Annotated in this window: 19 protein-coding genes and 4 tRNA genes; 4 read left to right on the forward strand and 19 right to left on the reverse strand. The window is 57.0% G+C overall.

Annotation, left to right across the window (positions count from 1 at the left end):
• Positions 1–56: 56 nt before the first annotated feature.
• Positions 57–1,598 (forward strand): glycerol-3-phosphate dehydrogenase, encoded by a 1,542-nt coding sequence (glpD, locus tag JIF53_RS07550; RefSeq protein ID WP_153741430.1) that lies wholly within the window; start codon positions 57–59, stop codon positions 1,596–1,598.
• Here glpD and JIF53_RS07555 read toward each other — a convergent pair.
• The 3 genes from JIF53_RS07555 to edd are packed head-to-tail and all read right to left on the reverse strand — an operon-like array spanning position 1,582 to position 4,957.
• The gene (locus tag JIF53_RS07555) at positions 1,582–2,178 is read right to left on the reverse strand and encodes a uracil-DNA glycosylase family protein (protein ID WP_022991786.1); all 597 of its coding nucleotides are present in this window, start codon (positions 2,176–2,178) and stop codon (positions 1,582–1,584) included. The two genes, glpD and JIF53_RS07555, sit on opposite strands and share 17 nt — an antisense overlap.
• The gene (gene glk, locus JIF53_RS07560; RefSeq protein ID WP_153741431.1) at positions 2,175–3,140 is read right to left on the reverse strand and encodes a glucokinase; all 966 of its coding nucleotides are present in this window, start codon (positions 3,138–3,140) and stop codon (positions 2,175–2,177) included. Before glk ends, JIF53_RS07555 begins: the two co-directional genes overlap by 4 nt.
• Positions 3,137–4,957: a phosphogluconate dehydratase gene (gene edd / locus JIF53_RS07565; protein ID WP_199452176.1), complete on the reverse strand. Its 1,821-nt coding sequence runs from the start codon at positions 4,955–4,957 to the stop codon at positions 3,137–3,139. The genes glk and edd overlap by 4 nt, the downstream gene beginning before the upstream one ends.
• Positions 4,958–5,232: 275 nt before the next feature.
• On the opposite strand from edd, the gene pyk reads away from it, so the two are divergent.
• Positions 5,233–6,681, forward strand: coding sequence for a pyruvate kinase (pyk, locus tag JIF53_RS07570; RefSeq protein ID WP_199452177.1), 1,449 nt, complete (start codon positions 5,233–5,235; stop codon positions 6,679–6,681).
• 76 nt (positions 6,682–6,757) lie between these two features.
• Here pyk and JIF53_RS07575 read toward each other — a convergent pair whose 3' ends face one another.
• Genes JIF53_RS07575 through zwf form a run of 3 tightly spaced genes read right to left on the reverse strand, consistent with a single transcriptional unit; the run spans position 6,758 to position 9,637 of the window.
• A complete protein-coding gene (locus tag JIF53_RS07575; RefSeq protein ID WP_113879028.1) occupies positions 6,758–7,405 on the reverse strand; it encodes a bifunctional 4-hydroxy-2-oxoglutarate aldolase/2-dehydro-3-deoxy-phosphogluconate aldolase in 648 nt (215 codons plus the stop codon).
• A 50-nt stretch (positions 7,406–7,455) separates the two neighbouring features.
• Positions 7,456–8,169 (reverse strand): 6-phosphogluconolactonase, encoded by a 714-nt coding sequence (gene pgl, locus JIF53_RS07580; protein ID WP_113879027.1) that lies wholly within the window; start codon positions 8,167–8,169, stop codon positions 7,456–7,458.
• Complete coding sequence (gene zwf, locus JIF53_RS07585) at positions 8,162–9,637, reverse strand: glucose-6-phosphate dehydrogenase (protein WP_113879026.1); 1,476 nt, start codon at positions 9,635–9,637, stop codon at positions 8,162–8,164. Before zwf ends, pgl begins: the two co-directional genes overlap by 8 nt.
• A gap of 207 nt (positions 9,638–9,844) precedes the next feature.
• On the opposite strand from zwf, the gene JIF53_RS07590 reads away from it, so the two are divergent.
• Positions 9,845–10,717 carry a MurR/RpiR family transcriptional regulator gene (locus tag JIF53_RS07590; protein WP_011785314.1) on the forward strand — a complete coding sequence of 291 codons (873 nt, stop codon included), beginning with the start codon at positions 9,845–9,847 and terminating at the stop codon, positions 10,715–10,717.
• 54 nt (positions 10,718–10,771) lie between these two features.
• On the opposite strand, the gene JIF53_RS07595 is transcribed toward JIF53_RS07590, so the two are convergent.
• From JIF53_RS07595 to JIF53_RS07640, 10 genes are all read right to left on the reverse strand, one after another.
• Positions 10,772–12,625 carry a SurA N-terminal domain-containing protein gene (locus JIF53_RS07595; protein ID WP_199452178.1) on the reverse strand — a complete coding sequence of 618 codons (1,854 nt, stop codon included), beginning with the start codon at positions 12,623–12,625 and terminating at the stop codon, positions 10,772–10,774.
• A gap of 158 nt (positions 12,626–12,783) precedes the next feature.
• The gene (locus JIF53_RS07600; RefSeq protein ID WP_008174603.1) at positions 12,784–13,056 is read right to left on the reverse strand and encodes an HU family DNA-binding protein; all 273 of its coding nucleotides are present in this window, start codon (positions 13,054–13,056) and stop codon (positions 12,784–12,786) included.
• A gap of 238 nt (positions 13,057–13,294) precedes the next feature.
• Positions 13,295–15,712, reverse strand: a complete 2,418-nt coding sequence (lon, locus tag JIF53_RS07605) for an endopeptidase La (RefSeq protein WP_199452179.1) — start codon at positions 15,710–15,712, stop codon at positions 13,295–13,297.
• Positions 15,713–15,886: 174 nt separating this feature from the next.
• The gene (clpX, locus tag JIF53_RS07610; protein WP_011785317.1) at positions 15,887–17,170 is read right to left on the reverse strand and encodes an ATP-dependent Clp protease ATP-binding subunit ClpX; all 1,284 of its coding nucleotides are present in this window, start codon (positions 17,168–17,170) and stop codon (positions 15,887–15,889) included.
• 76 nt (positions 17,171–17,246) lie between these two features.
• Positions 17,247–17,882, reverse strand: a complete 636-nt coding sequence (gene clpP / locus JIF53_RS07615; RefSeq protein ID WP_011785318.1) for an ATP-dependent Clp endopeptidase proteolytic subunit ClpP — start codon at positions 17,880–17,882, stop codon at positions 17,247–17,249.
• A gap of 163 nt (positions 17,883–18,045) precedes the next feature.
• Complete coding sequence (tig, locus tag JIF53_RS07620) at positions 18,046–19,350, reverse strand: trigger factor (protein WP_113879023.1); 1,305 nt, start codon at positions 19,348–19,350, stop codon at positions 18,046–18,048.
• A gap of 218 nt (positions 19,351–19,568) precedes the next feature.
• Positions 19,569–19,653: transfer RNA gene (locus JIF53_RS07625), tRNA-Leu, on the reverse strand.
• A gap of 64 nt (positions 19,654–19,717) precedes the next feature.
• Positions 19,718–19,793: transfer RNA gene (locus tag JIF53_RS07630), tRNA-His, on the reverse strand.
• Positions 19,794–19,881: 88 nt separating this feature from the next.
• Positions 19,882–19,958: transfer RNA gene (locus JIF53_RS07635), tRNA-Arg, on the reverse strand.
• Positions 19,959–19,990: 32 nt separating this feature from the next.
• Positions 19,991–20,067: transfer RNA gene (locus JIF53_RS07640), tRNA-Pro, on the reverse strand.
• Between the two features lie 221 nt (positions 20,068–20,288).
• Here JIF53_RS07640 and folD point away from each other — a divergent pair.
• On the forward strand, positions 20,289–21,149 hold the full coding sequence (gene folD, locus JIF53_RS07645) for a bifunctional methylenetetrahydrofolate dehydrogenase/methenyltetrahydrofolate cyclohydrolase FolD (protein ID WP_199452180.1): 861 nt from the start codon (positions 20,289–20,291) through the stop codon (positions 21,147–21,149).
• Between the two features lie 84 nt (positions 21,150–21,233).
• Here the strand turns inward: folD and JIF53_RS07650 are convergent, their stop codons facing one another.
• From JIF53_RS07650 to JIF53_RS07660, 3 genes are all read right to left on the reverse strand, one after another.
• Positions 21,234–23,414 carry a malate synthase G gene (locus tag JIF53_RS07650; RefSeq protein ID WP_199452181.1) on the reverse strand — a complete coding sequence of 727 codons (2,181 nt, stop codon included), beginning with the start codon at positions 23,412–23,414 and terminating at the stop codon, positions 21,234–21,236.
• 147 nt (positions 23,415–23,561) lie between these two features.
• Positions 23,562–24,953 carry a cysteine--tRNA ligase gene (cysS, locus tag JIF53_RS07655; protein WP_199452182.1) on the reverse strand — a complete coding sequence of 464 codons (1,392 nt, stop codon included), beginning with the start codon at positions 24,951–24,953 and terminating at the stop codon, positions 23,562–23,564.
• Positions 24,953–26,632: a glutamine--tRNA ligase/YqeY domain fusion protein gene (locus JIF53_RS07660; protein WP_199452183.1), complete on the reverse strand. Its 1,680-nt coding sequence runs from the start codon at positions 26,630–26,632 to the stop codon at positions 24,953–24,955. The genes cysS and JIF53_RS07660 overlap by 1 nt, the downstream gene beginning before the upstream one ends.
• Between the last annotated feature and the right edge of the window lie 85 nt (positions 26,633–26,717).

Genomic DNA, 26,717 nt, shown 5'->3' on the forward strand with positions numbered 1-26,717 from the left:
TCCTGATAATCGTTCCATGACAGGCGTTATGTGCGATTATCAGGAGCACTCAGGCAGTGGCAAATAACAAAGGACTGGTTTCAGGCAACTCTCACACTCCCCCCACGCAATGCGATGTTCTGGTGGTCGGGGGCGGCGTAAACGGCACCGGAATTGCCATGGACGCCGCAGGCCGGGGGCTTCGGGTTGTTCTGTGTGAGATGAACGATCTTGCCTCTGCCACTTCGTCCAGCAGCAGCAAACTTATCCACGGCGGTCTGCGCTATCTTGAGCATTACGAATTCCGGCTGGTCAGGGAAGCACTCGGTGAACGGGAGGCCCTGCTACGAAACGCCCCCCACATCATGTGGCCGATGCGTTTTCGCCTGCCCCATCAGCCCCACCTGCGACCAGCGTGGATGATCCGTACCGGCCTTTTCCTCTACGATCATCTGGCCAAGCGCGAACTGCTGCCCGGCTCCCGGTCTATTACCTTTGGCCCGGACTCGCCCCTGAAACCAGACATCAGCCGTGGATTCGAGTATTCGGATGGCTGGGTTGACGATGCCCGGCTGGTGGTACTGTCTGCTCGCAAGGCCGCTGAAAAAGGCGCAACCGTATTGACCCGCACCCGCTGTAGCCGCGCCGAGCGCCGTAACGGGCAATGGCACGCCACCCTGGACGATCACCACCGGGACAAGCAGTACAACATCCGCGCCAAGGTGGTCGTTAACGCCACCGGCCCCTGGGTCAGCAGCCTGTTCGGTGAAAGCCTGTCTATGCCAGCTCCCAAGCAGATCCGCATGGTCAAGGGCAGCCACATCGTCGTACCCAGGCTCAACCAGGATACCGAAGCCTATATTCTTCAGAATCAGGACGAGCGCATTGTTTTCGTGATCCCCTACGAGGACCGCTTCTCCCTGATCGGCACCACCGATGTCGATTACGTGGGCGATCCGTCGCAGGCGCGGATTTCCCCAGAGGAAACCGACTATCTGCTGTCGATCGTCAACCAGTATTTCCGCCGGCAACTGTCCGCCAACGATGTAGTCTGGAGTTACTCCGGTGTTCGGCCGCTGATGGACGACGAGGGTGGCACCGCACAGTCTGCCTCTCGCGACTACTCATTCGAGGTTGATGATGAGGACTCGCTGCCCCCTTTGATCTCGGTATTCGGGGGCAAGATCACCACCTACCGGAAGCTCGCCGAAGCTGTGACCGATCAGGTCAGTCGCTATTTTCCCGGTGCCGGCCGGTCCTGGACCCGAACGGCCGTGCTGCCCGGCGGCGACTTCAACACTCAGGAGCAGCTGGCCACCGAACTCGCGGCCGATTTCCCCTGGCTGGACGATGCTGTAATCCATCGGTTTGTGCGAAGCTATGGCACCAGCAGCTACCAGATTCTGGAAGGCTGTCAGAACATGGCCGATCTCGGCCACTGGTTTACCGATACCCTGTCTCGTCGCGAGGTGGATTATCTGATGACCCACGAATGGGCGATCACACCAGAGGACCTGCTCTGGCGGCGAACCAAACAGGGCCTGTACATTAACCCGGAACAATACAGCGAGCTATCTGAGTATATGAACCGGAGTGGCCAGGTCAGTTCAGAATGCTAGCAACTCTGGCCTGAATGGCCGGCACCACTTCCGCTTCAAACCAGGGATTCTTTCGCAACCAGAGGTTATTGCGGGGGCTGGGATGGGGCATCGGAATGACATCAGGCCAGAATTGTTGCCACTGCCGCACATTCTCGGTAACCGCGCGCCTTGCGCCGGGAATATGCCAGGCATGAGCATATTGACCGATCAGCAAGGTCAGGCGAATCTCCGGCAAGCGGTCGAGCAACGCCCGGCGCCAGGCCGGAGCGCACTCGGGGCGTGGAGGAAGATCTCCGGATTTACCGGTGCCCGGATAACAGAATCCCATGGGCAGGATGGCGAGTTTCTGTTCATCGTAAAAGGTGTCGCGGGTAATGCCCATCCATTGGCGCAGCCGGTCGCCACTGGGATCGTTAAACGGCAGACCGGTTTCGTGTACCCGTCGACCCGGCGCCTGCCCGACCACAAGAATGCGGGAGGATTCACTAAGCTGAATGACCGGCCTCGGCTCGTGGGGCAGATCGCCTGCACAAATCTGACAGGCCCGAACACGCCGAACCAGCTCATCAAAGGACAGGTTTATCAAAGAATCGGTCATACCTCAGAATTTCCTAACGCTTCGGCAGCTCCCAGTAAACCGGTATAGGGCTCCGTCACCACGTAAACCGGTGTAAATTCCATTAGCGGACGCATCCGCCCCTTGGCTACAAAGGCTTCACGGAACGGGCTCCCAAGAAAAAAGTCGAGAAACCCTGGCAGCATACCGCCACACAGGTACACGCCGCCCAGACTCCCCAGCGTCAGCGCCGAATTGCCTGCGGTTCGCCCAAGCATTTCGCAGAAATGCCGAAGGACTTCCCCGGCCAAGGCATCGGAGGCGTCCACAGCGGCGGCTGTGATCTTCTCCGGAGCATCGAGCGGGGCCGCCACGCCACGGATTTCGGCATGCGCCTGATACAGGTTCAGCAAACCCTGGCCGCACAGAATCCGCTCGACCGACACCCGCCCAAACCTGGCCCGAAGAAGGCGCAACACCTCCATTTCCGTGTCATCGGTGGGGGCAAAATCCACATGGCCCCCTTCAGTCACCAAAGGCACCCAGCCATTTCGAATCGGAACCAGACCGGAAACGCCCAGGCCCGTTCCCGGACCCATCACCAGTTTCGGCCGGCCAGGGTCTCCCGGGCCGCCACAAACGTGCACCAGATTGGCGTCCGGTACATGGGGCACGCCCAGCGCCATGGCGGTAAAATCATTGATGACCTTGAAGGCCGACCAGCCAAAGACCTGTCGCACCGCCTCAATGTCAAAGCGCCAGTGATTGTTGGTCATTGTCACCCGGGTACCGCGCAAGGGGGAGGCCACGGCCAGACAGGCCTGCCTGACCGACGCCACACCTACACGTTCCAGATAGGTGACCACCGCCTGATCCAGATTCTCGTAGTCACGGCAGGGCAAAACTTCAATAGCTTCTGGTTCTATACTGCCCTGCCCCACCAGAGCAAAGCGTGCATTGGTTCCCCCAATGTCCCCCACCAGAGAATAGTGTTCTGCTGTCATGCCTCGTGGTTCCAGAAAAAACTGGCACCTTGTTCAGGGTTGCTTGCCGAACGACGGAACCAACCAAACAGCTCCCGCCCGTAGCCCGTATGATAGCCGGACAAATCCGTCGTTGCAGGCCTGCGGGCGGCCAGCACGTCATCCTCTACCCTGATGCTGAGGGTTCCGTTGCGGGCGTCCAGGACAACGGTATCCCCGTCTTCAACTCGGGCCAAAGGTCCGCCATCTAACGCTTCGGGGTATACGTGGATGGCGGCAGGCACTTTCCCGGAAGCGCCAGACATCCGGCCATCCGTCACCAGGCCCACTTTGTAGCCCCTGTCCTGCAACACCCCCAGATAAGGGGTGAGTTTGTGTAGCTCCGGCATACCATTGGCACGGGGACCTTGAAATCGCACAACCACAACGCAATCCCGATTCAGCTCTCCGGCCTCGAAGGCCGCCTTGAGCTCGTTCTGATCGTTGAATACCACGGCCGGGGCCTCAATGGTATGGTGCTCAGGCGCGACTGCCGAGACCTTGATCACGCCCCTGCCCAGATTGCCCTCCAGCACCCTGAGCCCACCATCCGGCGCAAAAGGCTGGGCCACACCACGGAGTACCTCCGGCATGGCACTTTGCTCAGCTGCAGGCTTCCAGGCGGGCTTACCATCGTCGAGTTCCGGCATGCGGGCGTACTGCTCCAGGCCTGGGCCCATCACTGTGTGCACGTCGTTATGCAGGTATCCGCCAGCAAGCAGTTCGCGGATCAGGAACGGCGTACCACCCGCCTCGTGGAAGGCATTCACATCCTCCTGGCCATTGGGATAGATACGGGTCAACGAGGGCACAACCGCAGAAAGCTCGGCATAGTCATTCCAGTCAATGATGATGCCGGCAGCGCGGGCGATGGCTATCCAGTGAATGGTGTGGTTGGTTGAGCCGCCCGTTACCAGCAGGGCGACCAGAGCATTGACGATGCTCTTTTCGTCTACCATATCGCCCAGCCCCAGATCTCCACCGTTAGGTTTCGATAACCGGATAACCTGTTCCGTCGCTGCCCTGGTCAGCGCTTCACGCAGCGGTGTGCCTGGATTCACAAAGGCGGCACCCGGCAAGTGCAGCCCCATCACCTCAACCAACAGCTGGTTGCTGTTGGCGGTGCCATAAAAGGTACAGGTACCGGGACTGTGGTATGACTTGCTCTCGGCTTCCAGCAACTCCTCTTTGCCAATCCTGCCTTCAGCATAGAGCTGACGGATGCGCTGCTTCTCTTTGTTGGGCAATCCGGACGGCATGGGGCCGGCGGGTACCAGTATGGTCGGCAGATAGCCAAAACTCAGCGATCCGATGAGCAGCCCCGGAACAATCTTGTCGCAGATCCCCAACAACAGCGTGGCATCAAACATGTTGTGGCTGAGAGCAACCGCCGTGCTCATGGCGATCGTGTCCCGGGAGAACAGGCTGAGCTCCATGCCAGGCTGCCCCTGGGTCACGCCATCACACATGGCGGGTGTGCCCCCGGCAACCTGGGCCACCGACCCCATACCATGGGCCGCCTCGCGGATGATATCGGGGAACTGTTGGTAGGGTTGATGAGCCGAAAGCATATCGTTGTAGGCCGTTACGATTGCCACGTTGGCCTTGTTCATCAGCTTGAGCGTGTTCTTATCCGCCTGATTACAGGCGGCAAAGCCGTGGGCAAGGTTGCCACAGGACAGCGTGCCCCGTTGGGGGGAGTTCTTTTTCAGCGCCGCCATACGACAGAGGTACTCTTGCCGCGTGGCTTGACTTCGGGCCACAATTCTCTGAGTAACCTTCACTATGGTTGGATGCATCCTGCAGCCTCCTCTACGGATTCACTCGAACATAGAACAAAGAATAGTAAAAAATGCTTCAAAACATAGACACAGCAAAAAATTATCGCCATTATTTTGGTAACTTTACTACATATCACGAAAGCAGGCACCGGGAGCCCTCGAACATCTAGCGAGGTGAAACCGTGTCACAGAAGGGTCATCAGTAGTTCATATACTGGCACCCGTTTTCATTGACCGCCGGCACTGTCGACTCTTCGACCATACCGGCGAACCCGGAATAAGGACACCCACATATGCTCAGGCGCACGAAAATTGTCGCCACGCTCGGCCCCGCCACAGACACACCGGAGTCACTTGCCGCCATCATCAAGGCTGGCGTTGACGTGACTCGCCTGAATTTTTCCCATGGCAGCGCCGAAGAGCACATGGCCCGGGCCCGCCAGGTTCGTGAAGCCGCTGCAGCACAGAGCCGCTTTGTTGCCCTTCTCGCCGACCTTCAGGGCCCCAAGCTGCGCATCGCGCGATTCACCGATAACAAGGTCTTTCTGGAAGCCGGGCAAACCTTCGTTCTCGACGCCAGCATGGACAAGAACGCCGGCACAGCAGAGCGGGTGGGCATCGACTACGAGCAACTGATTGAAGACGTTACCCCCGGCGACATTCTGGTGCTCGACGACGGCCGCATCGAAATGGAAGTGATGTCGGTAGACGAGCACAGCATTACCTCCAAGGTACTTATTGGCGGCCCATTATCCAACAACAAGGGCCTGAACAAGCGCGGCGGCGGGCTGTCTGCCGAAGCACTGACCGAGAAAGACAAGCAGGACATTGTCACCGCCGCCAAACTGGGCGCGGACTATGTCGCCGTCTCATTCGTGCGCACCGCCGAAGATATGCACATCGCACGCAGACTGCTGAGCGAAGCCGGTTCGGAAGCAGGCCTGGTAGCCAAAATTGAGCGGGCGGAACTAGCACACGACGACCAGGCTCTGGATGAAGTCATCCTCGCCTCAGACGCCGTCATGGTCGCTCGGGGCGACCTGGCGGTTGAGATTGGCGATGCCGAACTGGTAGCGGTTCAGAAGCACATCATCGCCCGCGCCCGGGTACTGAACCGGGCAGTCATCACAGCGACCCAGATGATGGAATCGATGATCACCAACCCGATGCCCACCCGGGCCGAGGTGTCCGACGTCGCCAATGCCGTAATGGACTACACCGATGCGGTCATGCTGTCTGCCGAAACCGCGGTAGGCGACTACCCGAAAGAGGCGGTAGAGGCCATGGTACGCATCTGCCTGGGGGCCGAACGGCATCCCTCCATGCACCAGTCCAAACACCGGATTCATGAGAGTATGGAGCGGGTAGACGAAGCCATCGCCCTGTCCGCCATGTACGCCGCCAACCACCTCCAGGGTGTCCGAGCCATTATCTGCATGACCGAGACGGGCGCCACTCCCAGACTGATGTCCCGCATCAAATCCAGCCTGCCAATCTTTGCCCTGTCCCGCCATCACTCCACCCAGCACCGGGTGGTCCTGTTCCGCGGCGTGCAGACCATACCGTTTGATTCGGCCCGGATTGCCAATGAGCAGACCAATGCGGAGGCGGTGGAGCAACTGCGCAAGCGCGGCGTGGTCGACGAAGGCGATCTGGTGGTGATTACCAAGGGGGATTACGTCAATGCCCAGGGCGGCACCAACACCATGAAAATCGTGCGCGTTGGCAGCGATATCCGCTAGCCGCCGGGCAGCGCCTGGCACAGCCTTTGGCCGGACACACAAAACCCACCACGACGGTGGGTTTTGTGTGTCCGGTTTAAAGGTCGCCCAGACTTCCCCTGGCAATTTCCGACACTGCCGGCCAGTCTTTACCGGCAATGGCCTCCGCCGGCGTGAGCCAGGACCCACCAACAGCACAGACATTCGGTAACGCCAGATAATCTCTGGCTGTCTGGCGGCTAATGCCACCAGTCGGACAAAAGACGACATCGGGAAATGGCCCGCTGAAGGCCTTAAGCGCAGGGATACCCCCTGCCACTTCCGCCGGGAAAAACTTGAACTCCCGATAGCCCAACGCATACCCCATCATCAGCTCGGACACCGTCGAAACCCCTGGCAACAGCGGTGCCTCGGAGGTAACACCGAACTCCAGAATGGCCTCAGTAATCCCGGGGGTAATCACAAACTGCGCACCAGCAGACTCCACCTGTCGATACTGGGCGATACTGGTAACCGTTCCTGCACCAACCCAGGCTTCGGGAATGGCTTTCCTGACCTTTTCAATGGCACGCACTCCATGCTCGGTGCGCAAGGTAATTTCAAGTACCCGGATACCTCCATCTACCAGCGCACGGCACAGCGGGATGGCATCGTCCGGGTCTTTGATCGCAATCACAGGCACCAGAGGCGAGGCTGCCAGAACGGCCTGCACCCGCTCGCGATGATAGTCCGACAATTGATTCATGGTGATCTCCTAAAGCAGTTAGCGGCGGTGACCAGACAAGCAACGCGGCGTCACGGGCTCCAGAACACTTCCAGGCCGGGTTTCAGGAAGGCCCGCACCGGCATGGCAAATACATCATCCAGAGCCGAACACGCCCTTCTGAGCGTCTCCAGCTTGTCCTCCCCTTTCAGGTGCAGCGCGGTAAAGCGCGCTTGCGCCAGTACCGCCCGGGTCAGCGTCACCCTGGGCTGAGGCTGGGATTCGGGTGTCATCGCCGCTACCAGACCAGTATTGAACTCATCCATGGCTTCAGGCAGCTCAGGCGCATCCGGAAACAGCGAAGCGGTATGACCGTCATTGCCCATTCCCAGAATCACCACATCCACCGGCAGAACCAGCACAGAAAGCGCCTGCCGAACTGCCTCCAATCCTTGATCCGGAATTTCCCCCGGCTGCTTCAGTGCCAGGTAACGGGCTTTCGCAGCCCTGCCCACTAACAGATTGTTTCTGACCAGGGTTGTGTTACTGGCAGGGTCGCCCTCCGGCACCCAGCGCTCGTCCGCCAGCACAACATCCACTCTGGACCAGTCCAGATCCGCGTCGGACAACGCCTTGAAGAAGGGTAAAGGCGTAGAGCCTCCGGACACCACCAGGCTGACCCTGGACGCCTGCTCAAGACGACTGGCGAGCACATCGGCGACGGTCGAGGCCAAGGCCCGGGCCACGCGCCCGGCATTATCATCGGCGTGAAACCCTACCCCCTCTGGCAAGCGGATGTCAGGCATCCTCATACCAGCTCCTCCCATCCCGTGTGATCATGGCAATGGAGGCAACCGGGCCCCAGGTGCCGGCGGCATATCGCTTGGGCGGTTCGCCACTGTCTCGCCAGTTAGCGATGATCTCGTCGACCCAGCGCCAGGCGTATTCCACCTCATCCCTGCGAACAAAAAGGTATTGATTACCTTTCATCACCTCCCACAGCAAACGCTCATAGGCATCCGGAATGCGTTCCGCTTCAAAGGTTTCGGAGAAGGTCAGCTCCAACGGCCCCTGCCGCAATCGCATCCCCTTATCCAGCCCCTGATCCTTGGTCAGGATTTTCAGGGCCATTCCCTCATCCGGCTGCAACCGTATAATCAGTTTGTTGTTGGCCAAATGCTTCTGGTCCGGGTCAAAAATGTAGTGAGGCGCGGGCTTGAAATGGATGATGATCTGGGAAAGCTTCTCCGGTAGTCGCTTGCCCGTGCGGATGTAAAAGGGCACGCCAGACCAGCGCCAGTTGTCGATCTCAGCCTTCAGGGCCACGAAGGTTTCGGTGGCACTGCCCTTGTTGGCATCTTCCTCCTCCAGATAACCCGGAACCGGCTTGCCATTGCTGGTGCCTGCAGTGTACTGACCACGCACGACGTACCGATCCATCATGTCCGGGGTAATCCGCTTCAGCGCCTTGAGTACCTTTACCTTCTCGTCCCGGATACTGTCCGCTGACAGGTCGGCAGGCGGATCCATCGCAATCAGGCACAGCAACTGCAGCAGGTGATTCTGAATCATGTCGCGAATCTGACCGGCCTGGTCAAAATAGCCCCAGCGCCCTTCTATACCGACGCTCTCCGCGACGGTAATTTCAACGTGAGAGATATGATTCTGGTCCCACTGGGAGGCAAACAGGTTGTTGGCGAATCGCAGGGCAATCAGATTCTGCACGGTCTCCTTACCCAGATAGTGATCAATCCGGAACAACTGGTTTTCGTGGTAGACCTCTCCAAGCTCATCGTTGATCACCCGGGACGACTCAAGGTCGTGGCCAATAGGTTTTTCCACCACCACCCGGGTTTTCTCATTACAACAACTGGTCGCCTTCATATTGCGGGCAATCACGCCATACATCGAAGGCGGCGTGGCCATGTAGACGATGAGTTCGTTGTTGGGTTCATCCCGCCACTCACGCAGGGCCCCGTAGCCCTCAGGATCGGTGAAATCCAGCAACAGGTAATCCACCCGCTGCAGAAATGCATTCGCCACGCCAGCATCAAACTCACTGTCTTTCACATGATAGCGAAGCTTTTCAAACAGTTGCTCCCGGACGTCCGCTGTTGTTGCCTTCGTGCGCGCAATCGCCAGAATGCGACTGCCCTGCGCGAGCAAGCCCGCGCGCTCCAGCTGATACAGCGCAGGGAAGAGTTTACGCTGAGCCAGGTCACCCAAGGCGCCAAAAAGCATCAGGTCACACGGGGCATTCGCGTTCTTTACCATGAGTCGCGCCCTCCATGATTTGCCGCTCCACTTCATTCACATTAACAGGAAGTAGTAGTTTTAGAAAAAAAACAGTCAAACTGCTGACTCCCAGCCCTCAGAAAACCACGTTATGACACGTTGACTACCGCAAACACACCAATAAAACGGTATACTCCCGAGTTCTTAGATGATTCGGCCCCCAAGAGATCAACGGAGCATCCATTCATGACAACCAGTCACGCGCACCGGGAAGAGAATCTGCTGGAAGATATTCAGGAACGCCTGGATAATCTGAACAAGTCCGAGCGCAAAGTGGCAGAAGCGATTCTTAAGGACCCCAGCGCTGCAACGCGGTACAGCATTGCAGCCCTGGCCCGGGCGGCCAATGTCAGCGAACCTACTGTAAACCGATTCTGTCGGAGTTTTTCAGCGACGGGCTTCCCGGACTTCAAGATCCGATTAGCACAGAGCATTGCGACAGGAACACCCTATGTCGGCCAGAATATAGAGCCCGACGACACCGTGGCTGAATTCGCTGACAAAATCATGCTCAGCACCATTGCCAACCTGGATAAGTCTCGCCAGTCACTCGATCACAAAGCGCTAGCTTCGGCCATCGACTATCTTATCCAGGCAAAACAGATCCACTTTTTTGGCATGGGCGGCTCCGCGTCGGTCGCACTCGATGCCCAGCACAAGTTTTTTCGATTCAACATTCCCGTAACCTCATACGACGACGCTCTCATGCAGAGAATGGTGGCGGCAGGGGCGCAGGTCGGAGATGTGATCGTAATGATCTCATACACCGGCCGAACCAAGGAAAGCGTTGATATCGCCAGAGTGGCGCGAGAGAACGGCGCAACGGTTATTGGTATAACAAACCCGGAATCCCCTCTTGCGGAATTCTGTACGGTGGTGGTTGGCGTCACAACCCCGGAAGACACAGAAGTGTACATGCCCATGTCTTCCAGAATTATTCATTTGACGGTCATCGACATCCTCGCAACCGGTGTAACGCTGAAACGTGGATCGGATTTTCTGGGCCATCTCAAGAAAATCAAGGAAAGCCTGAAAGCTACCCGATATCCGAAAGAATGAACCGCTCACAAAAAAGCCCCCGAAAGGGGGCTTTTTTTCGAGGTCTACAGCAAATCAGTTCCGCTCAACCTCAGCTGTATTGCGAAGGTACTGCTGGTAGGCGGTATATTCACGCTGCCCCTCCAGCTGCGCCAGGAAACGCATCAGCTGTTGGTATTCCGCACCTTCCTGATCAACCTCACCTTCGTTGACACCGGTCAGCACAATGACAGCAGCCTGATCGGCCGTAACGGCGCGGCCAACGGTTGGCGAGTCACCATCCGGGCGGGCCATGGAAAACACTTCCTGCACCACGCGCGGGCTCAGGCCAGACACACTCCGGCCCTGATCTTCAAACTGCTGCCATTCACCGGCACCAAGTTCGTCAGCACTGGTACCGGATTCAAGCTGAGCCACGAGCTCATCAACACGGGCTGCCAGCGCATCCCGGGTTTCGGTTCTCTCCAGAATCCGACGAATCTCCGGCTCCACATCGGCCAACTCCAATTGGCGCGGTTCGTGATACTCGCGCACCCGGGCAACGACCGACACGTTATCACCCACGTCGATCAGCTCGGTATTGTAGCCACCCTCAAGTACATCTTCAGAGAACAGTTGACGTACCAGACCCGCATGATCAAAGGGTGCTGCACCGCCATCCCTGCTGACACCTTCGACCACCCGAATTTCCAGACCCAGCTCTTCGGCCGGGCTGGCAAGATCGTCGGCGGCGTAGGCCGCATCAGCCAGTTGCGAGCGAACTTCCGCAAAACGCTCACTGGCCTTGGTTCTGGCCAATTCGAGTCGCAGATCTTCACGCAACTCGTCAAAGGCAGGCACATCGGAGCGGCGCACCTCTTCCAGCTTGATCAGATGAAGACCAAAGCTGGTCTCAACCGGACCAGAAACTTCGCCTTCTTCCAGCCCAAACAGAGCGTCTTCAAAGGCTTCATCGTAGACACCACGGCCGGCAAAACCGAGATCACCACCTTCCTGCGCAGAGACGGTATCGACTGAGTATTCCTCGGCCAGGACGGCAAACGACTCACCGTCTTCAAGACGCTGCTGGATGGTTGCAAGAATCTCCTGCCCTTCATCACCGGCCTCTACAAGAATGTGGGCGGCACGGCGTTCTTCACGCGCGTATTCTTCAGCACGCTCCTCGTAATAGGCCCGCACTTCATCTTCGGCAACTTCAATGGACTCCGCCAACGCTCCCTGGGACAGGGTAATGTAGGCAGCATCCACCTGCTCTGGCTGACGAAACTGGTCACGGTTCTCGTCGTAGTACGCCTGCACGTCCGCCTCGGTCACATCCACCTTGTCCTGAACACTACTGCCATCAAGGGTCAGCACGCGGAAGTCACGGGTCTGATTCTGAATGGCCAGCAAATGGGCTGCATTCTCAGGTGCCACGACACCAGTCTGGACGATCGCCGCGCGAATCTGGTTTACCACATAGTTCTTGCGCATGCTTTCGCGGAACTCGGCAACGCCCATGCCCAGATTGCGCACTGTGGCTACAAACCGATCACGATTGAACTGGCCATCCACCTGGAACTGGGGCATCTGGGTAATCAGGGAATCGATGTCGGCGTCGGTCAGCTCCAGCCCCTGGCTCTGAGCGTCCTGAGTGAGCACGGCCTCCCGGATCAGCGCATCCAGCACGTCGCGGCGAATCTGATCTTCGTCCAACAGGGATTGATCCGGATTCTCCATCTGCATAAGGCGCTGCTGGCTTTCCATCTGTACGGTGCGCAGAAACTCCCGCTCGGTGATGTCCTGGCCGTTAACCGTTGCCACTTCTGGCTCGCCAGTGAAGCCGCCGATGATGGCATCCATTCCCCAGATCGAGAGGGAAATAATCAATAGGCCAACGATAACCTTGGCGATCGTACTCTGGGCGTTATCCCGAATATCTTGAAGCATGTTGTTCTCGAATCCCTGTTCAAGGTTCTGCTGTTGGTAGTGGTGAGGCGAAAGCTGAGAGAGCCACAGTTAACACGCAAAAAGGCGCACCCTTACCGGAATGCGCCTTGAATTCTGATGGCAGTTCCCGAAACCGGGAACTGCCAGAGAAAGAACCGTTACTTAACGGCGTCTTTCAGGGCCTTGCCTGCCTTGAATCCAGGCACTTTAGAGGCCGGAATCTTGATTTCTGCACCAGTCTGCGGGTTGCGACCAGTACGGGCAGCACGCTCTTTCACAGAGAAGGTGCCAAAGCCGATCAGGGTAACCTGGTCGCCTTTCTTCAGTGCACCGGTGATAGAGTTGGTCATGGCATCCAGCGCACGGCCAGCTGCGGCTTTGGAGATGTCTGCGGACTCTGCAATTGCATCGATCAGTTCGGACTTGTTCACACTAAACCCCTTCGATTTCAGGTTGAAGATGTTATAGGTCGGTTTGTTTTTTCGCGGACGTTCTCGACTATCGCATAAGCGATGGGAGAATTCCATTCTTCAGTTTTTTTATTCCTTGCGGCATTAAACCGGTGTTCGGAATAGGCACTTACTGCGCGGGAGCCCTTGGTATTGGCTGCTTCACGGCGAAACAGTTATACCAACGGGCTCTCAGGCGTGTCAACAACTCATCCGGTGTTTAATGTGTATTTATGCGCTCTGCAGCGTCGCCGGAATCATCAGAAGTGGCCGATTTGCCGGTTTCCTTGTCAGCATTTTCAGCCCGGGGATCCGGCTGGTAGGCCAGCGCAATATCCAGAACCTCATCAATCCACTTGACCGGACGAATCTCCAGCGATTCCTTGATGTTGTCCGGTATCTCTTTGAGATCCCTGACATTTTCATCCGGGATAATGACAGTCTTGATGCCGCCGCGATGGGCTGCCAGCAGCTTTTCCTTCAAGCCGCCGATCGCCAGAACGCGACCTCGCAAGGTGATTTCACCGGTCATCGCTACATCCGCCCGAACGGGAATTCGGGTCAGTGCAGAAACCAGTGCTGTACACATGCCAATACCGGCACTCGGGCCGTCTTTCGGGGTTGCCCCCTCTGGTACGTGCACGTGAAGATCGTGTTTTTCGTGGAAATCATCCGCCACACCCAGGCCGGCCGCCCTGCTCCGGACCACTGTAAGTGCCGTCTGAATGGATTCCTGCATAACGTCACCCAGCGAGCCGGTTTTAACGACACGACCCTTACCTGGCGTCAAAGCGCACTCGATGGTCAACAGCTCGCCGCCGACCTGGGTCCATGCCAGACCGGTCACCTGTCCGATCTGGTTGGTTTCTTCTGCCAGCCCGTATTTGAACTTCTTGACCCCGGAGTAATCCTCGAGAAGATCCGGCGTCAGGGTCACCGAGGCCTTGCTGCTGCTCTCTACGTGCTCACGCACCACCTTGCGGCAGATCTTGGCAATCTCGCGCTCAAGGCCCCGCACACCGGCTTCCCGGGTGTAGTAACGAATGAGATCCCGAATAGTCTCTTCCGGCAGTTTCAGTTCGTCCTTGCGCAGGCCATTGGCTTTGAGCTGCTTGGGCAGCAGGTAACGCAGGGCAATATTGACCTTTTCATCTTCGGTGTATCCGGGAATCCGGATGATCTCCATGCGGTCCAGCAGTGCCGGTGGAATATCCATGGAGTTGGAGGTACACACGAACATCACATCCGAGAGGTCGTAATCGACTTCCAGGTAGTGGTCATTGAATGTATGGTTCTGTTCCGGATCCAGCACCTCGAGCAGCGCCGAGGCCGGATCGCCACGATGGTCCATGCCCATCTTGTCGATTTCGTCGAACAGGAACAGCGGGTTCTTCACACCCACCTTGGAAAGCTTCTGCAACAACTTGCCCGGCAGCGCGCCGATGTAAGTCTTGCGGTGGCCTCGTATCTCGGCTTCGTCACGCACACCACCCAGCGCCATGCGGGTGTATTTGCGATTGGTGGCCTTGGCGATGGACTGGCCAAGGGAGGTCTTGCCAACCCCGGGAGGCCCTACCAGGCAGAGCACAGGCCCTTTTACCTTCTTGACCCGACTCTGTACCGCCAGATACTCCAGAATACGCTTCTTCACCTCGTCCAGGCCGTAGTGATCCCGGTCCAGGATTTCTCGGGCCTTTTCAAGGTCGTGACGAACCCGGCTGCGCTTCTTCCAGGGTACAGCCAGCATCCAGTCAATGTAGCCGCGCACCACGGTAGCTTCCGCCGACATCGGAGACATCATCTTGAGCTTATTCAGCTCGGCTTCGGTTTTCTTCCGGGCCTCTTCCGGCAGACCGGCTTCCTCAAGCTTCTGCTCGAGTTCCTCGAAATCGTTATTACCCTCACCGAGCTGGCCCATTTCCTTCTGGATCGCTTTCATCTGCTCGTTCAGGTAATACTCGCGCTGGCTGCGCTCCATCTGCTTTTTCACACGGCCACGGATGCGCTTCTCCACTTCGATCAGATCAATCTCACCGTCCAGCTTGCCCAGCAGCAGATCCACCCGTTTACGCACATCCAGCGCTTCCAGCAACTCCTGTTTCTCGGGAATCCGCATCTCCAGATGCGCGGCCATGGTATCGACCAGACGCTCAAGCTCGTGGATGCCGGTCAAGGCATTGGAAACCTCGGATGGCACCTTTTTGGACAGCTTCACGTACTTCTCGAATTCGTCCATCAGGGTCTTGGTGAGGACGTCTTCCTCGCGCTCCGGCAAGGATTCTTCGTCCATCAGAATGGCCTGACCGGACAGGTAATCGCCTTCCTCGATGTCAGAAATGCTGGCACGGGAGTTACCCTCGACCAGAACCTTGACGGTGCCATCCGGCAGCCGAAGCATCTGCAGCACTGTCGCCAGGGTGCCCATGGCAAATACATCCTTCGGGCCCGGCTCGTCGGTGGAGGCATCTTTCTGGGCTACCAGCAGGATTTCCTTGCTGCCCTCCATTGCCGCTTCCAGCGCCTGAATGGATTTTTCGCGGCCCACAAACAGCGGTACCACCATGTGCGGGAACACCACCACATCACGCAAAGGAAGCAGCGGGTATTCGTGCACAGTTTCATCAGGTATACGGGTCATGGGGAATCCTCTGACAGTATTTCTTTCAGCATATCACCCAACATTGGGGCGCTGACATAAATTGCAATCTTTTTACGACGGGAAATATCAGGAGCAAACGAGACGGGCCTGAGATGAAAAAGGGGCGTTGAACGCCCCTTTTATGTCATCCGGTATTCTACGCCCTGTGCCCGTTCAGTCTTCGGGTACCGCCTTGGCGTGATCGCTGCTAGCGTAGATCTTGAAGGGCTCGGAATCACCCTTGATCACACTCTCGTCGATCACCACCTTGGAGACATCATGCTCAGAGGGAATCTGATACATGGTATCCAGCAGGGTCGCTTCCATTATCGACCGCAGACCACGGGCACCCGTCTTGCGCTCCATGGCTTTTCTGGCCACTGCGCGCAGGGCGTCTTCCCGGAAGTCCAGCTCCACCCCTTCCATATCAAACAGTTTCTGATACTGCTTGGTCAGGGCGTTTTTGGGCTCGGTCAGAATCTGCACCAGTGCTTCTTCATCCAGCTCAGTCAACGTGGCCACCACAGGCAGACGGCCGACGAATTCCGGAATCAGGCCAAACTTCACCAGATCCTCGGTCTCGACTTCGCGAATGATATCTCCAGTGCTCTTGCTGTCGTCCTGGCTCTTGACTGTAGCCGAGAAGCCAATGGAACTGCGCTCAGACCGTTCCTGGATGACCTTGTCGAGGCCGGCGAAGGCACCGCCACAGATAAACAGGATATTACCGGTATCCACCTGCAGGAATTCCTGCTGGGGATGTTTACGCCCACCCTGAGGAGGAACCGAAGCGACAGTACCCTCGATCAGCTTCAGCAAAGCCTGCTGTACACCCTCACCCGAGACGTCCCGGGTGATGGACGGGTTATCGGACTTGCGGGAAATCTTGTCGATCTCGTCGATGTAGACAATACCGCGCTGGGCCTTTTCGACATCGTAGTCGCACTTCTGCAGCAGTTTCTGGATGATGTTTTCAACATCTTCACCCACATAGCCTGCTTCGGTCAGCGTGGTCGCATCCGCGATGGTAAACGGTACATTCAGCATGCGCGCAAGGGTTTCCGCCAACAGGGTCTTACCGCTACCGGTGGGACCGATCAGCAGAATGTTGCTTTTGCCCAGCTCGACATCACTCTTGCCCTCGCCGTAGCGAAGACGCTTGTAGTGGTTATACACCGCTACAGACAGAACGACCTTGGCGCGATCCTGGCCAATAACATATTCATTAAGAGTCTCTCGAATCTCTGCCGGCGTGGGCAGGCGATCGCTGGCCTCCTCCGGGGCGTTCTCCTGAATCTCTTCCCGGATAATGTCATTGCACAGATCAACGCACTCGTCGCAGATGAACACCGAGGGCCCTGCAATGAGCTTACGGACTTCATGCTGGCTCTTTCCACAAAACGAGCAGTAGAGCAACTTGCCGTTATCGTCGCCTCTGCCGTTTCTTTCATCTGCCATTGAAATACCTCTGTTCTTCGTTGGCCGGCGTCGTCAGTGTTTACGCCGGCCGGTAGTGATGCGATGACTTTCAGTATTATTTATTCGATACGCGCTTATCAAGTATTGTATCGATCAACCCGTACTCTTTGGCCTGGGCAGGATCCATGAAATTATCACGGTCGGTATCCCGGGCGATGGTCTCGATGTCCTGACCCGTGTGCTCCGCCAGCAGCTCGTTGAGCGTGTTGCGGATTTTCAGGATCTCACGGGTATGGATCTCGATGTCCGTCGCCTGCCCCTGATAGCCGCCCAGCGGCTGGTGAATCATTACACGGGAGTGCGGCAGGCAGGCACGCTTGCCCTTCGCGCCACCCGACAACAGAAAAGCACCCATGCTGGCTGCCTGGCCGATGCAAAGCGTTGCTACGTCCGGCTTCACGAACTGCATGGTGTCGTAAATGGACATGCCAGCGGAAACAGAGCCACCCGGACTGTTGATATAAAGGTGGATGTCCTTGTCCGGATTTTCGGATTCCAGGAACAGCAACTGGGCAACCACGAGGTTTGCCATGTGATCTTCAACCGGGCCAACCAGAAAGATCACCCGCTCCTTGAGCAGACGGGAATAAATGTCGAACGAACGTTCGCCGCGCGCCGTCTGTTCAATAACAATCGGCACCAGGCCTGAGCTGGTTATCATTGTAGGGCCATCAAACGGTTTCTGCGTCATGTGCGCCTGAACTCCTTATGGACAATGGTTTGGACTCCTGCTTCAACGGGAGCCCGTTGTATTCCGGTACCCCATATACTCTGCCAGCAGATCGCCCAGATGAAAACAGCCGGACACGCCGGCTGCTTCCAGAACACGGCACCGGGCCAATGCCCGGCGGCCATCAGCGCTGGGGCTGACCGGCCTGAACCGCTTCCTCGTACTTCATCTTCTTCTCTTTTACCTTGGCCGCGCCAAGCACAAAATCAACCACGGCGTCTTCCAGTACAGAAGACTCAACCTGAGCCTTCTGATCCGGGTTGCTGTTGAAGTGTGCAACAACTTCGTCCGGCTGTTCATACGTAGAAGCGATCTCCTGGATCTTTTCTTCCACTTTCGCTTCGTCAGCCTTCAGGTCGTTTTTCTTGACCACTTCCTGGAACAGCAGCCCCGTCTTCACGCGACGCTTCGCCTGCTCTTCAAAGATTTCCTTCGGCAGTTGCTGGAAATCTACCTGGCCGCCAAAGCGCTGAACGGCGTCCTGACGCAGGCGATCAATTTCCTGGTCAACCAGAGCCGCAGGTACTTCCAGCTCGGTGGTCTCCAGCAGACCGTCTACAACGTCGTTCTTGACTTTGTTGGATACCGCCTGCTTGAGCTCGCGCTCCATGTTCTTCTTCACTTCCTCACGGAAAGCGGCTTCGTCTTCAGCTTCGATGCCGAAACGCTTGAAGAACTCCTGATCCAGTTCCGGCAGCTGCGGCTCTTCTACCTTGTGGATAGTGATAGCAAACTTGGCATCTTTACCCGCGAGGTCTTCGTTGTGGTAGTCCTCGGGGAACGTGACGTCGATTTCCAGCTCTTCGCCGGCTTTACCGCCCACAATGCCTTTTTCGAAGCCGGGAATCATCTGACCCGAACCCAGGGTCAGGCGATGGCCTTCAGCGGAGCCACCTTCGAATTCTTCACCATCGATGGAGCCCTTGAAGTCAATAGTCACAATGTCCTTGTTCTTGGACTTGCGCTTGACTTCTTTCATGGTGGCCTGCTGGCGACGCAGGTTATCGATCATGTTGTCGATATCCTTGTCGGCAACTTCAGACACCGGCTTCTCAACGTTGATCTTGCTCAGATCACCCAGCTCAATTTCCGGCAGTACCTCAAAAGTCGCAACGAACTCGAGGTCCTTGCCTTCTTCCATGGTCTTCGGCTCCAACTTGGGCCAACCAGCCGGATTGATATCCTGCTCCTGCAGCGCCTTGATGTAGTTGTCGCGCATAGCCTCGCCAACCACTTCCTGGCGGATGCTGTCACCAAAACGACGCTTGACCACGCTCATGGGAACCTTGCCAGGGCGGAAACCGTTCAGGCGCACGGTGCGAGCAGTTTCCTGCAGGCGTTTCTGAACCGCCTGGTCGATTTCCTGGGCGGGCACACCAATCGTCATGCGACGCTCGATGTTGGAGGTCGTTTCAACAGACACTTGCATGGAAGTTCCTCAAATTACAGATTCTGTAGGTGAATGAAAATTAAACCAAAATCCCGGCAGGAGCAGCTCACCCCAAAGGGACGCAAAATTAAAAGCCGGTAGTTTATCACGGTTTGCCCCGCCGAGAGAATCACCCGGCCACCCTGAATATGGGTTTGAGACGCGCCTAACAACGCGGTACGGAAACACAATGGGGACAAATCAGAAAAAAGAAAGGGTGGTGCGAGAGGAGAGACTCGAACTCTCACGGTATTACCCGCTGGAACCTAAATCCAGTGCGTCTACCAATTCCGCCACTCTCGCATATCCGGCGTCGCTCTGAACCATAACAAGGAATCAGGGTACGCGGAAACAAACAGGGGAAAAGTGGGGTGGACGAAGGGGTTCGAACCCTCGACCGCAGGAGTCACAATCCTGAGCTCTACCAACTGAGCTACGTCCACCACATCAGGGAGGTGCCATCCGGCACGCTACTGCCAACTTCAACTTTGCTGGTTCGGCGAGTCCGGTACCAATCTGCGATTAACGAGATGGCGCGCCCGGCAGGACTCGAACCTGCGACCATCCGCTTAGAAGGCGGATGCTCTATCCAGCTGAGCTACGGGCGCTTGACCGTTCGCCCACCTGAATATCCAGAAAGTGGTCGGGGTAGAGAGATTCGAACTCCCGACATCCTGCTCCCAAAGCAGGCGCGCTACCAGACTGCGCTATACCCCGTTAACTGAACAACAAGTGCCTCAGCAAAGTTGGCGCGCATATTACCGGCGCTGATCGCGTCCGTCAACACGGAATTGAAAATTCCTTGCCGAGACAGCCTTATAAGAGACCACCCGAAACCACAGGAGTTCCCGACTACCCCTCCACATTGGCGTTAACCCTGAAGCATGAGACAATGCCCGGCCTTCACTTTCTTACGCCCAAACCGACAAGACGGAAACATGAGCGCCAAACTGATTAACGGAAAAGAAATTGCTGCCCGGGTCCGGCAACAAGTGGCCACCGGTGTCGAAGCCAGAAAACAGAAGGGCCTGAGAGCGCCCGGGCTGGCCGTGGTACTGGTCGGTCACGATCCGGCCTCCCAGGTATACGTTGGCAACAAACGCAAGGCCTGCGAACAGGCAGGCATCCTGTCATTGTCCTATGATTTGCCGGAAGACACTTCCCAGGCAGCACTGGAAGCACTGGTCGACGAGCTGAATGAAAACCCCGCCGTTGACGGTATCCTGGTTCAATTGCCCCTGCCCTCACACCTGGACGCGGACCCGATTCTGGTAAAGATACGCCCCGACAAAGATGTAGACGGCTTTCACCCCTACAACATCGGCCGCCTGATGCAGCGCAAGCCTACCCTGCGCCCTTGCACACCGGCAGGTGTCATCACCCTGCTGGACTCCATTGGCACCCCCTATAAAGGCCAGCACGCAGTTATTGTCGGGGCCTCCAACATTGTCGGTCGCCCCATGAGCATGGAACTGCTGCTAAAGGGCGCCACAACAACGGTATGTCATCGGTTTACCGACAACCTCGAGAAATTTGTCGGTGAAGCCGACATCCTGGTGGCCGCAGTGGGCAAGCCGGGCATCATCAAGGGCGAATGGGTCAAACCCGGCGCCACCGTCATTGATGTGGGTATCAACCGGATGGATGATGGCAAGCTCTGTGGTGATGTCGATTTTGACGCTGCAGCAGAGCGTGCGGCTTACATCACCCCGGTACCAGGCGGCGTCGGCCCCATGACCATTGCCACCCTGCTGGAAAACACGCTGTACGCTGCGGACGTGCTGCACGCCGACACCTGACGCGGCATTCTTCGCATTTTTCGTTAACGGGCACAGGCCCAATAAAAAACCCCGCCGAAGCGGGGTTTTTTATGGACGGGCGCTTTACTGCCCGAATTTGGCCTTGGCCTTCTGACGGTAAGCATGCAGCAGCGGCTCAGTGTAACCGGCCGGCTGTTCGCGCCCCTTCAGAACCAGATCCACAGCGGCCTGGAAGGCGATGCTGTCATCAAAGTTCGGAGCCATGTTGCGGTATGCCGCATCACCAGCGTTCTGTTTATCAACAACCGCAGCCATGCGCTTCATGGTTTCCATGATCTGCTCTTCAGAGCAGATGCCGTGGTACAACCAGTTGGTCAGCAACTGCGAAGAAATACGCAGTGTCGCACGGTCTTCCATCAGGCCCACATCGTTGATGTCAGGCACCTTGGAGCAGCCCACACCCTGGTCGATCCAGCGTACAACGTAGCCAAGGATACCCTGGGCGTTGTTGTCCAGTTCCTGCTGAATGTCTTCGGCGCTCAAGGAGGACGGATCCTCCATCACCGGCACAGTCAGGATGTCGTCCAGAGACGCGCGCTGACGGTTAGCCAGCTCTTTCTGCACATCAAACACGTTCACCTGGTGGTAATGAGTGGCATGCAAGGTAGCGGCTGTCGGAGACGGAACCCAGGCGGTGTTGGCACCAGCTTTCGGATGACCGATCTTGGCCTCCAGCATGCCTGCCATCAGATCCGGCATGGCCCACATACCCTTACCAATCTGGGCAACGCCAGACAGACCGGCTTCCAGGCCGATGTCCACGTTCCACTGCTCGTAGGCGTTGATCCAGGCAGCCTGCTTCATCGGGCCCTTACGGATGAAGGGACCCAATTCCATGGATGTGTGAATCTCGTCACCAGTACGATCCAGGAAGCCAGTATTGATGAACACGGTGCGCTCTTTGGCAGCTTGGATACAGGCTTTCAGGTTCACAGTGGTGCGGCGCTCTTCGTCCATGATGCCCACTTTCAGGGTGAAGCGCGGCAGACCGAGAGCGTCTTCAACACGACCGAAGAATTCATTGGTGAACGCCACTTCTTCAGGGCCATGCTGCTTGGGCTTAACAATGTACACAGAACCCTTGGTGCTGTTCTGGAATTTGCCGTCGCCCTTCAGGTCGTGGATGGCGATCAGGGAAGTCACCAGGCCGTCCATCAGGCCTTCAGGAATTTCGCTACCATCCTTCAGCAGAATGGCCGGATTGGTCATCAGGTGACCAACGTTACGAACGAACAGCAGGCTGCGGCCCTTTAGGGTCAGCTCACTGCCATCAGCGCCTGTGTAGGTGCGGTCGCCATTCATGCGGCGAGTCATCATCTGGCCGCCCTTCTCGAAGGACTCTTCCAGATCGCCTTTCATCAGTCCGAGCCAGTTCTTGTAGGCGACAACCTTGTCATCGGCATCTACCGCAGCAACGGAATCTTCGCAGTCCATGATGGTGGTCAGGGCCGATTCCATCAGAACGTCTTTAACGTGGGCACCGTCATCCTTGCCGATCGGATGGCTGGCATCAATCTGGATTTCGAAATGCATGCCATTCTTAACCAGCAGAACGCCAGTGGGGGCATCGGCAGCGCCGGTGTAACCCACAAAACCGGCCTCGTCTTTCAGACCGGTCACGTCACCGTTCTGAAGTTTAACCGCCAGCTTGCCGCCGTCGATGTAGTATTTTGCGGCGTCTTTATGGCTACCGGAAGCCAGAGGCGCAGAGCCATCCAGCAGGTTGCGGGCCCACTCAATAACCTTGGCGCCACGAACCGGGTTGTAGCCACGACCCTTCTCAGCACCATCCTCCTCAGAAATAGCGTCGGTACCGTACAGGGCATCGTACAGGCTACCCCAGCGGGCGTTAGCCGCGTTCAGGGCGAAACGAGCATTCATGACCGGCACTACCAGCTGCGGGCCAGCCATGGTGGCGATTTCCGGATCCACATTGGAGGTGGAGATTTTGAAATCCGCCGGCTCATCTACCAGGTAGCCGATGTCTTTCAGGAACGCCTTATACTCGGCCATGTCCAGTTTCTGGCCCTTGTGCTCGCGGTTCCAGGTGTCCATTTTTTCCTGGATTTCGTCACGCTTGAGCAGCAGCTCGCGATTGCGCGGAGCGAGCTCGTTCACGATCTTGTCGAACTCGGCCCAGAACTTGTCAGCGTCAATACCGGTGCCCGGAATCGCTTCGTTATTTACAAAATCGTACAGATTCTTGGCGATCTGGATGCCGCCAACTTGAACGCGTTCTGTCATCGTTGCTTGCCTCAATGGGTTTGTAGTTCCCGACTCCCCTGATGGCGCCTGAAAGCGCGGGGACGTTCTGATTAGAGCGCCGCATTGTACGTGAAATTCCCTACAAGGTCATTCCCACCGGCACAATGCGACATTGCGCGAATCAACTCAGTCCTGGCTCCGGCGCCAGGTGGTTCCTTCACGGCTATCATCCAGGATAATGCCCTTCTCCAGCAGATCATCGCGAATGCGATCAGCCTCCGCAAAGTCTTTGGCCTTGCGGGCATCGGCACGAGCCTGAATCATGGCCTCGATGTCCTGTGCAGTTAACTCACTGCCGGTATCCGCCTGGAAAAAGGCTTCCGGGTCCTGCTGCAGCAGGCCGAGCACAGCACCCAGCCGCACCAGAACGGCCGCACTGCGCTTGGCGGCTTCTTCATCACCTTCCCGACGGTAATGATTGATGTCGTTCGCCACTGAGTGCAGAACAGCAATGGCGCCAGCGGTATTGAAATCATCATCCATGACCTCAGCAAAACGACGGTCGTGATCCGTTTCCGCTACGTCCGCCTCTTTCGCCGGCACGATACCCCGCAGAGCATGATAGAGCTTGGTCAGGGTACGCCCGGCTTCCGCCAGGTTATCCTCTGAATAGTCCACCTGGCTCCGGTAGTGGCTGGACACCAGAAAATAGCGCACCACTTCCGCCGGGTACTTCTCCAGGATTTCGCGAATAGTAAAAAAGTTGCCCAGTGATTTGGACATCTTTTCCTTGTTCACCCGAATGGCGCCAGCGTGCATCCAGGTGTGCACAAAGGTGTGGCCAGTGGCACATTCTGACTGGGCAATTTCGTTTTCATGATGGGGGAACAGCAGATCCGGGCCACCACCGTGAATATCGAAGGTATCACCCAGGCACTTGGTGGACATGGCGGAACACTCAATATGCCATCCGGGGCGCCCTTCGCCCCACGGCGACTGCCAGCTCACCTCGCCTGGCTTGGCGGCCTTCCAGAGCGCAAAGTCCGCAGGGCTGCGCTTGGCTTCCTGCACATCCACTCGAGCACCGGCTACCAGATCTTCCAGCTTTTTCTTGCTCAGTTTGCCGTAATCCGGGAAAGACTCCACGGCAAAGTACACGTCGCCATTATCGGCAGCGTAGGCGTGGCCACCGGCGATCAGCTTCTGGATCATGGCAATGATGTCGTCGATAAAGGCAGTCGCCCGAGGCTCATCATTGGGTGACAGCACGCCGAGCTTCGCCTCATCCTCGTGCATGGCCCGGATCATCCGGTCGGTCAGGTCGGTATACACCTCACCGTTTTCATCCGCCCGGCGCAGGATCTTGTCGTCGATATCGGTAATGTTCCGCACGTAGTGTACGTCGTATCCGCGATGCCGCAGGTACCGAGTCACTACGTCAAACGCCACCAGCACCCGGGCATGGCCCAGATGACAATAGTCGTAGACAGTCATGCCGCACACGTACATACGAACCTTGCCAGGCTCCAGGGTTTTGAACGCTTCCTTTTGCTGTGTCAGCGTATTGTAGATACGCATTACTTGCCTCCCTTACCCCAGGAATCCCGCAGCGTTACGGTACGATTGAACACCGGCTTGCAAGCTTTTTCAGTCAGTTCCTGGTCGCAGAAAAAGTATCCCTCGCGCTCGAACTGGTACGGCAGATCGGTGCGGGGCTGAGCCAGACTTTTCTCAACGCGGGCACCTTTGAGAACGACCAGAGATTCCGGGTTCAGATGATCCAGAAAATCGCCTTCCTTGTCGCTGTCCGGAGACTCGTGGTTGAACAGGCGGTCGTACAGATTGATATCCGCCTCCACGCTGTCGCTGGCCGACACCCAGTGAATCACGCCGTTGGGTTTGTAGCCCTCTGGGTTCACGCCCAGGGTATTCGGGTCGTATTCGCACTTGAGCTCGACAATCTCACCGCTGTCATCACGCACAACTTCTTTGCAGGTCATCACGTAACCACCGCGCAGCCGCACCGCCTGGTCCGGGGCCAGCCGCTTCCACTTGCGTGGCGGCTCTACCTCGAAATCTTCCCGGTCAATAAACAGGGTCTGACTCCAGGTCACTTCCCGCTCGCCCATATCCGGATTCTGTGGATGCACCGGCAGAGTCAGGGTCTCCGTCTGGTCAGCCGGGTAGTTGGTCAGGGTGACCTTGAGCGGACGCATCACGCACATGGCACGAGGCGCACGGTTATTCAGATCTTCTCGGATAGCGTGCTCCAGCATACCGACATCCACGGTGCCACCGGCCTTGTTCACGCCGATCATGTCGCAGAAGTTGCGAATGGACTCCGGTGTGTAACCACGACGGCGCATGCCGGAAATCGTCGGCATCCGGGGATCGTTCCAGCCGTCCACCACGTTTTCATCCACCAGCCGCTTCAGTTTGCGCTTGCTGGTAATGGTGTAGTTCAGATTCAGCCGGGCAAATTCGATCTGGCGCGGATGACAGGGAATGGTGATGTTATCCAGCACCCAGTCGTACAGTGGCCGGTGATCCTCGAATTCCAGGGTACACAGGGAATGAGTAACGCCTTCCAGGGCATCGGAGATCGGATGGGTAAAGTCGTACATCGGATAGATGCACCACTTGCTGCCGGTCTGGTGATGATCCGCGTAGCGAATCCGGTACAGAATCGGGTCCCGCAGGTTGATATTCGGGGATGCCATATCAATCTTGGCCCGCAATACCAACTCACCGTTCTGGAACTTGCCGTCGCGCATGTCCCGGAACAGCTGCAGGCTTTCCTCTACCGGGCGATCCCGGTATGGGCTGTTCTTGCCGGGCTCTTTCAGGGAGCCCCGGTACTCGGCCATCTGTTCAGCGTTCAGGGCACACACATAGGCCTTATCGTTCTGAACAAGCTCTTCGGCAAAGGCATAGAGCTGATCAAAGTAATCCGACGCGTAACACACCTCGCCGGCCCACTCATAGCCCAGCCACTCCACGTCCTGCTTGATAGCGTCGATATACTCCTGGTTTTCCTTTTCCGGGTTGGTGTCGTCAAAGCGCAGATTGCACTCACCGTTAAACGTTTCGGCAATGCCAAAGTTCAAACAGATCGATTTGGCATGACCAATGTGCAGATAGCCATTGGGCTCCGGGGGGAAGCGGGTGACCACCTTGCCGGCGTGCTCCCCTTTGGCGATGGCGTCTTCAATCAGGCTCTGGATAAAATTGTGGGCTTTCTTCGACTCGGCGCTCATACAATCTCTGTTAACAGGGAATGAATCATGGGAGCTGTCCGGATGCTCCGTTTAAACCGCCTATTATACTCACAAATCCATGCCG

Origin of the sequence: Marinobacter sp. bablab_jr008 (assembly GCF_016464145.1) — a bacterium.
Classification (GTDB): Bacteria; Pseudomonadota; Gammaproteobacteria; order Pseudomonadales; family Oleiphilaceae; genus Marinobacter; species Marinobacter nauticus.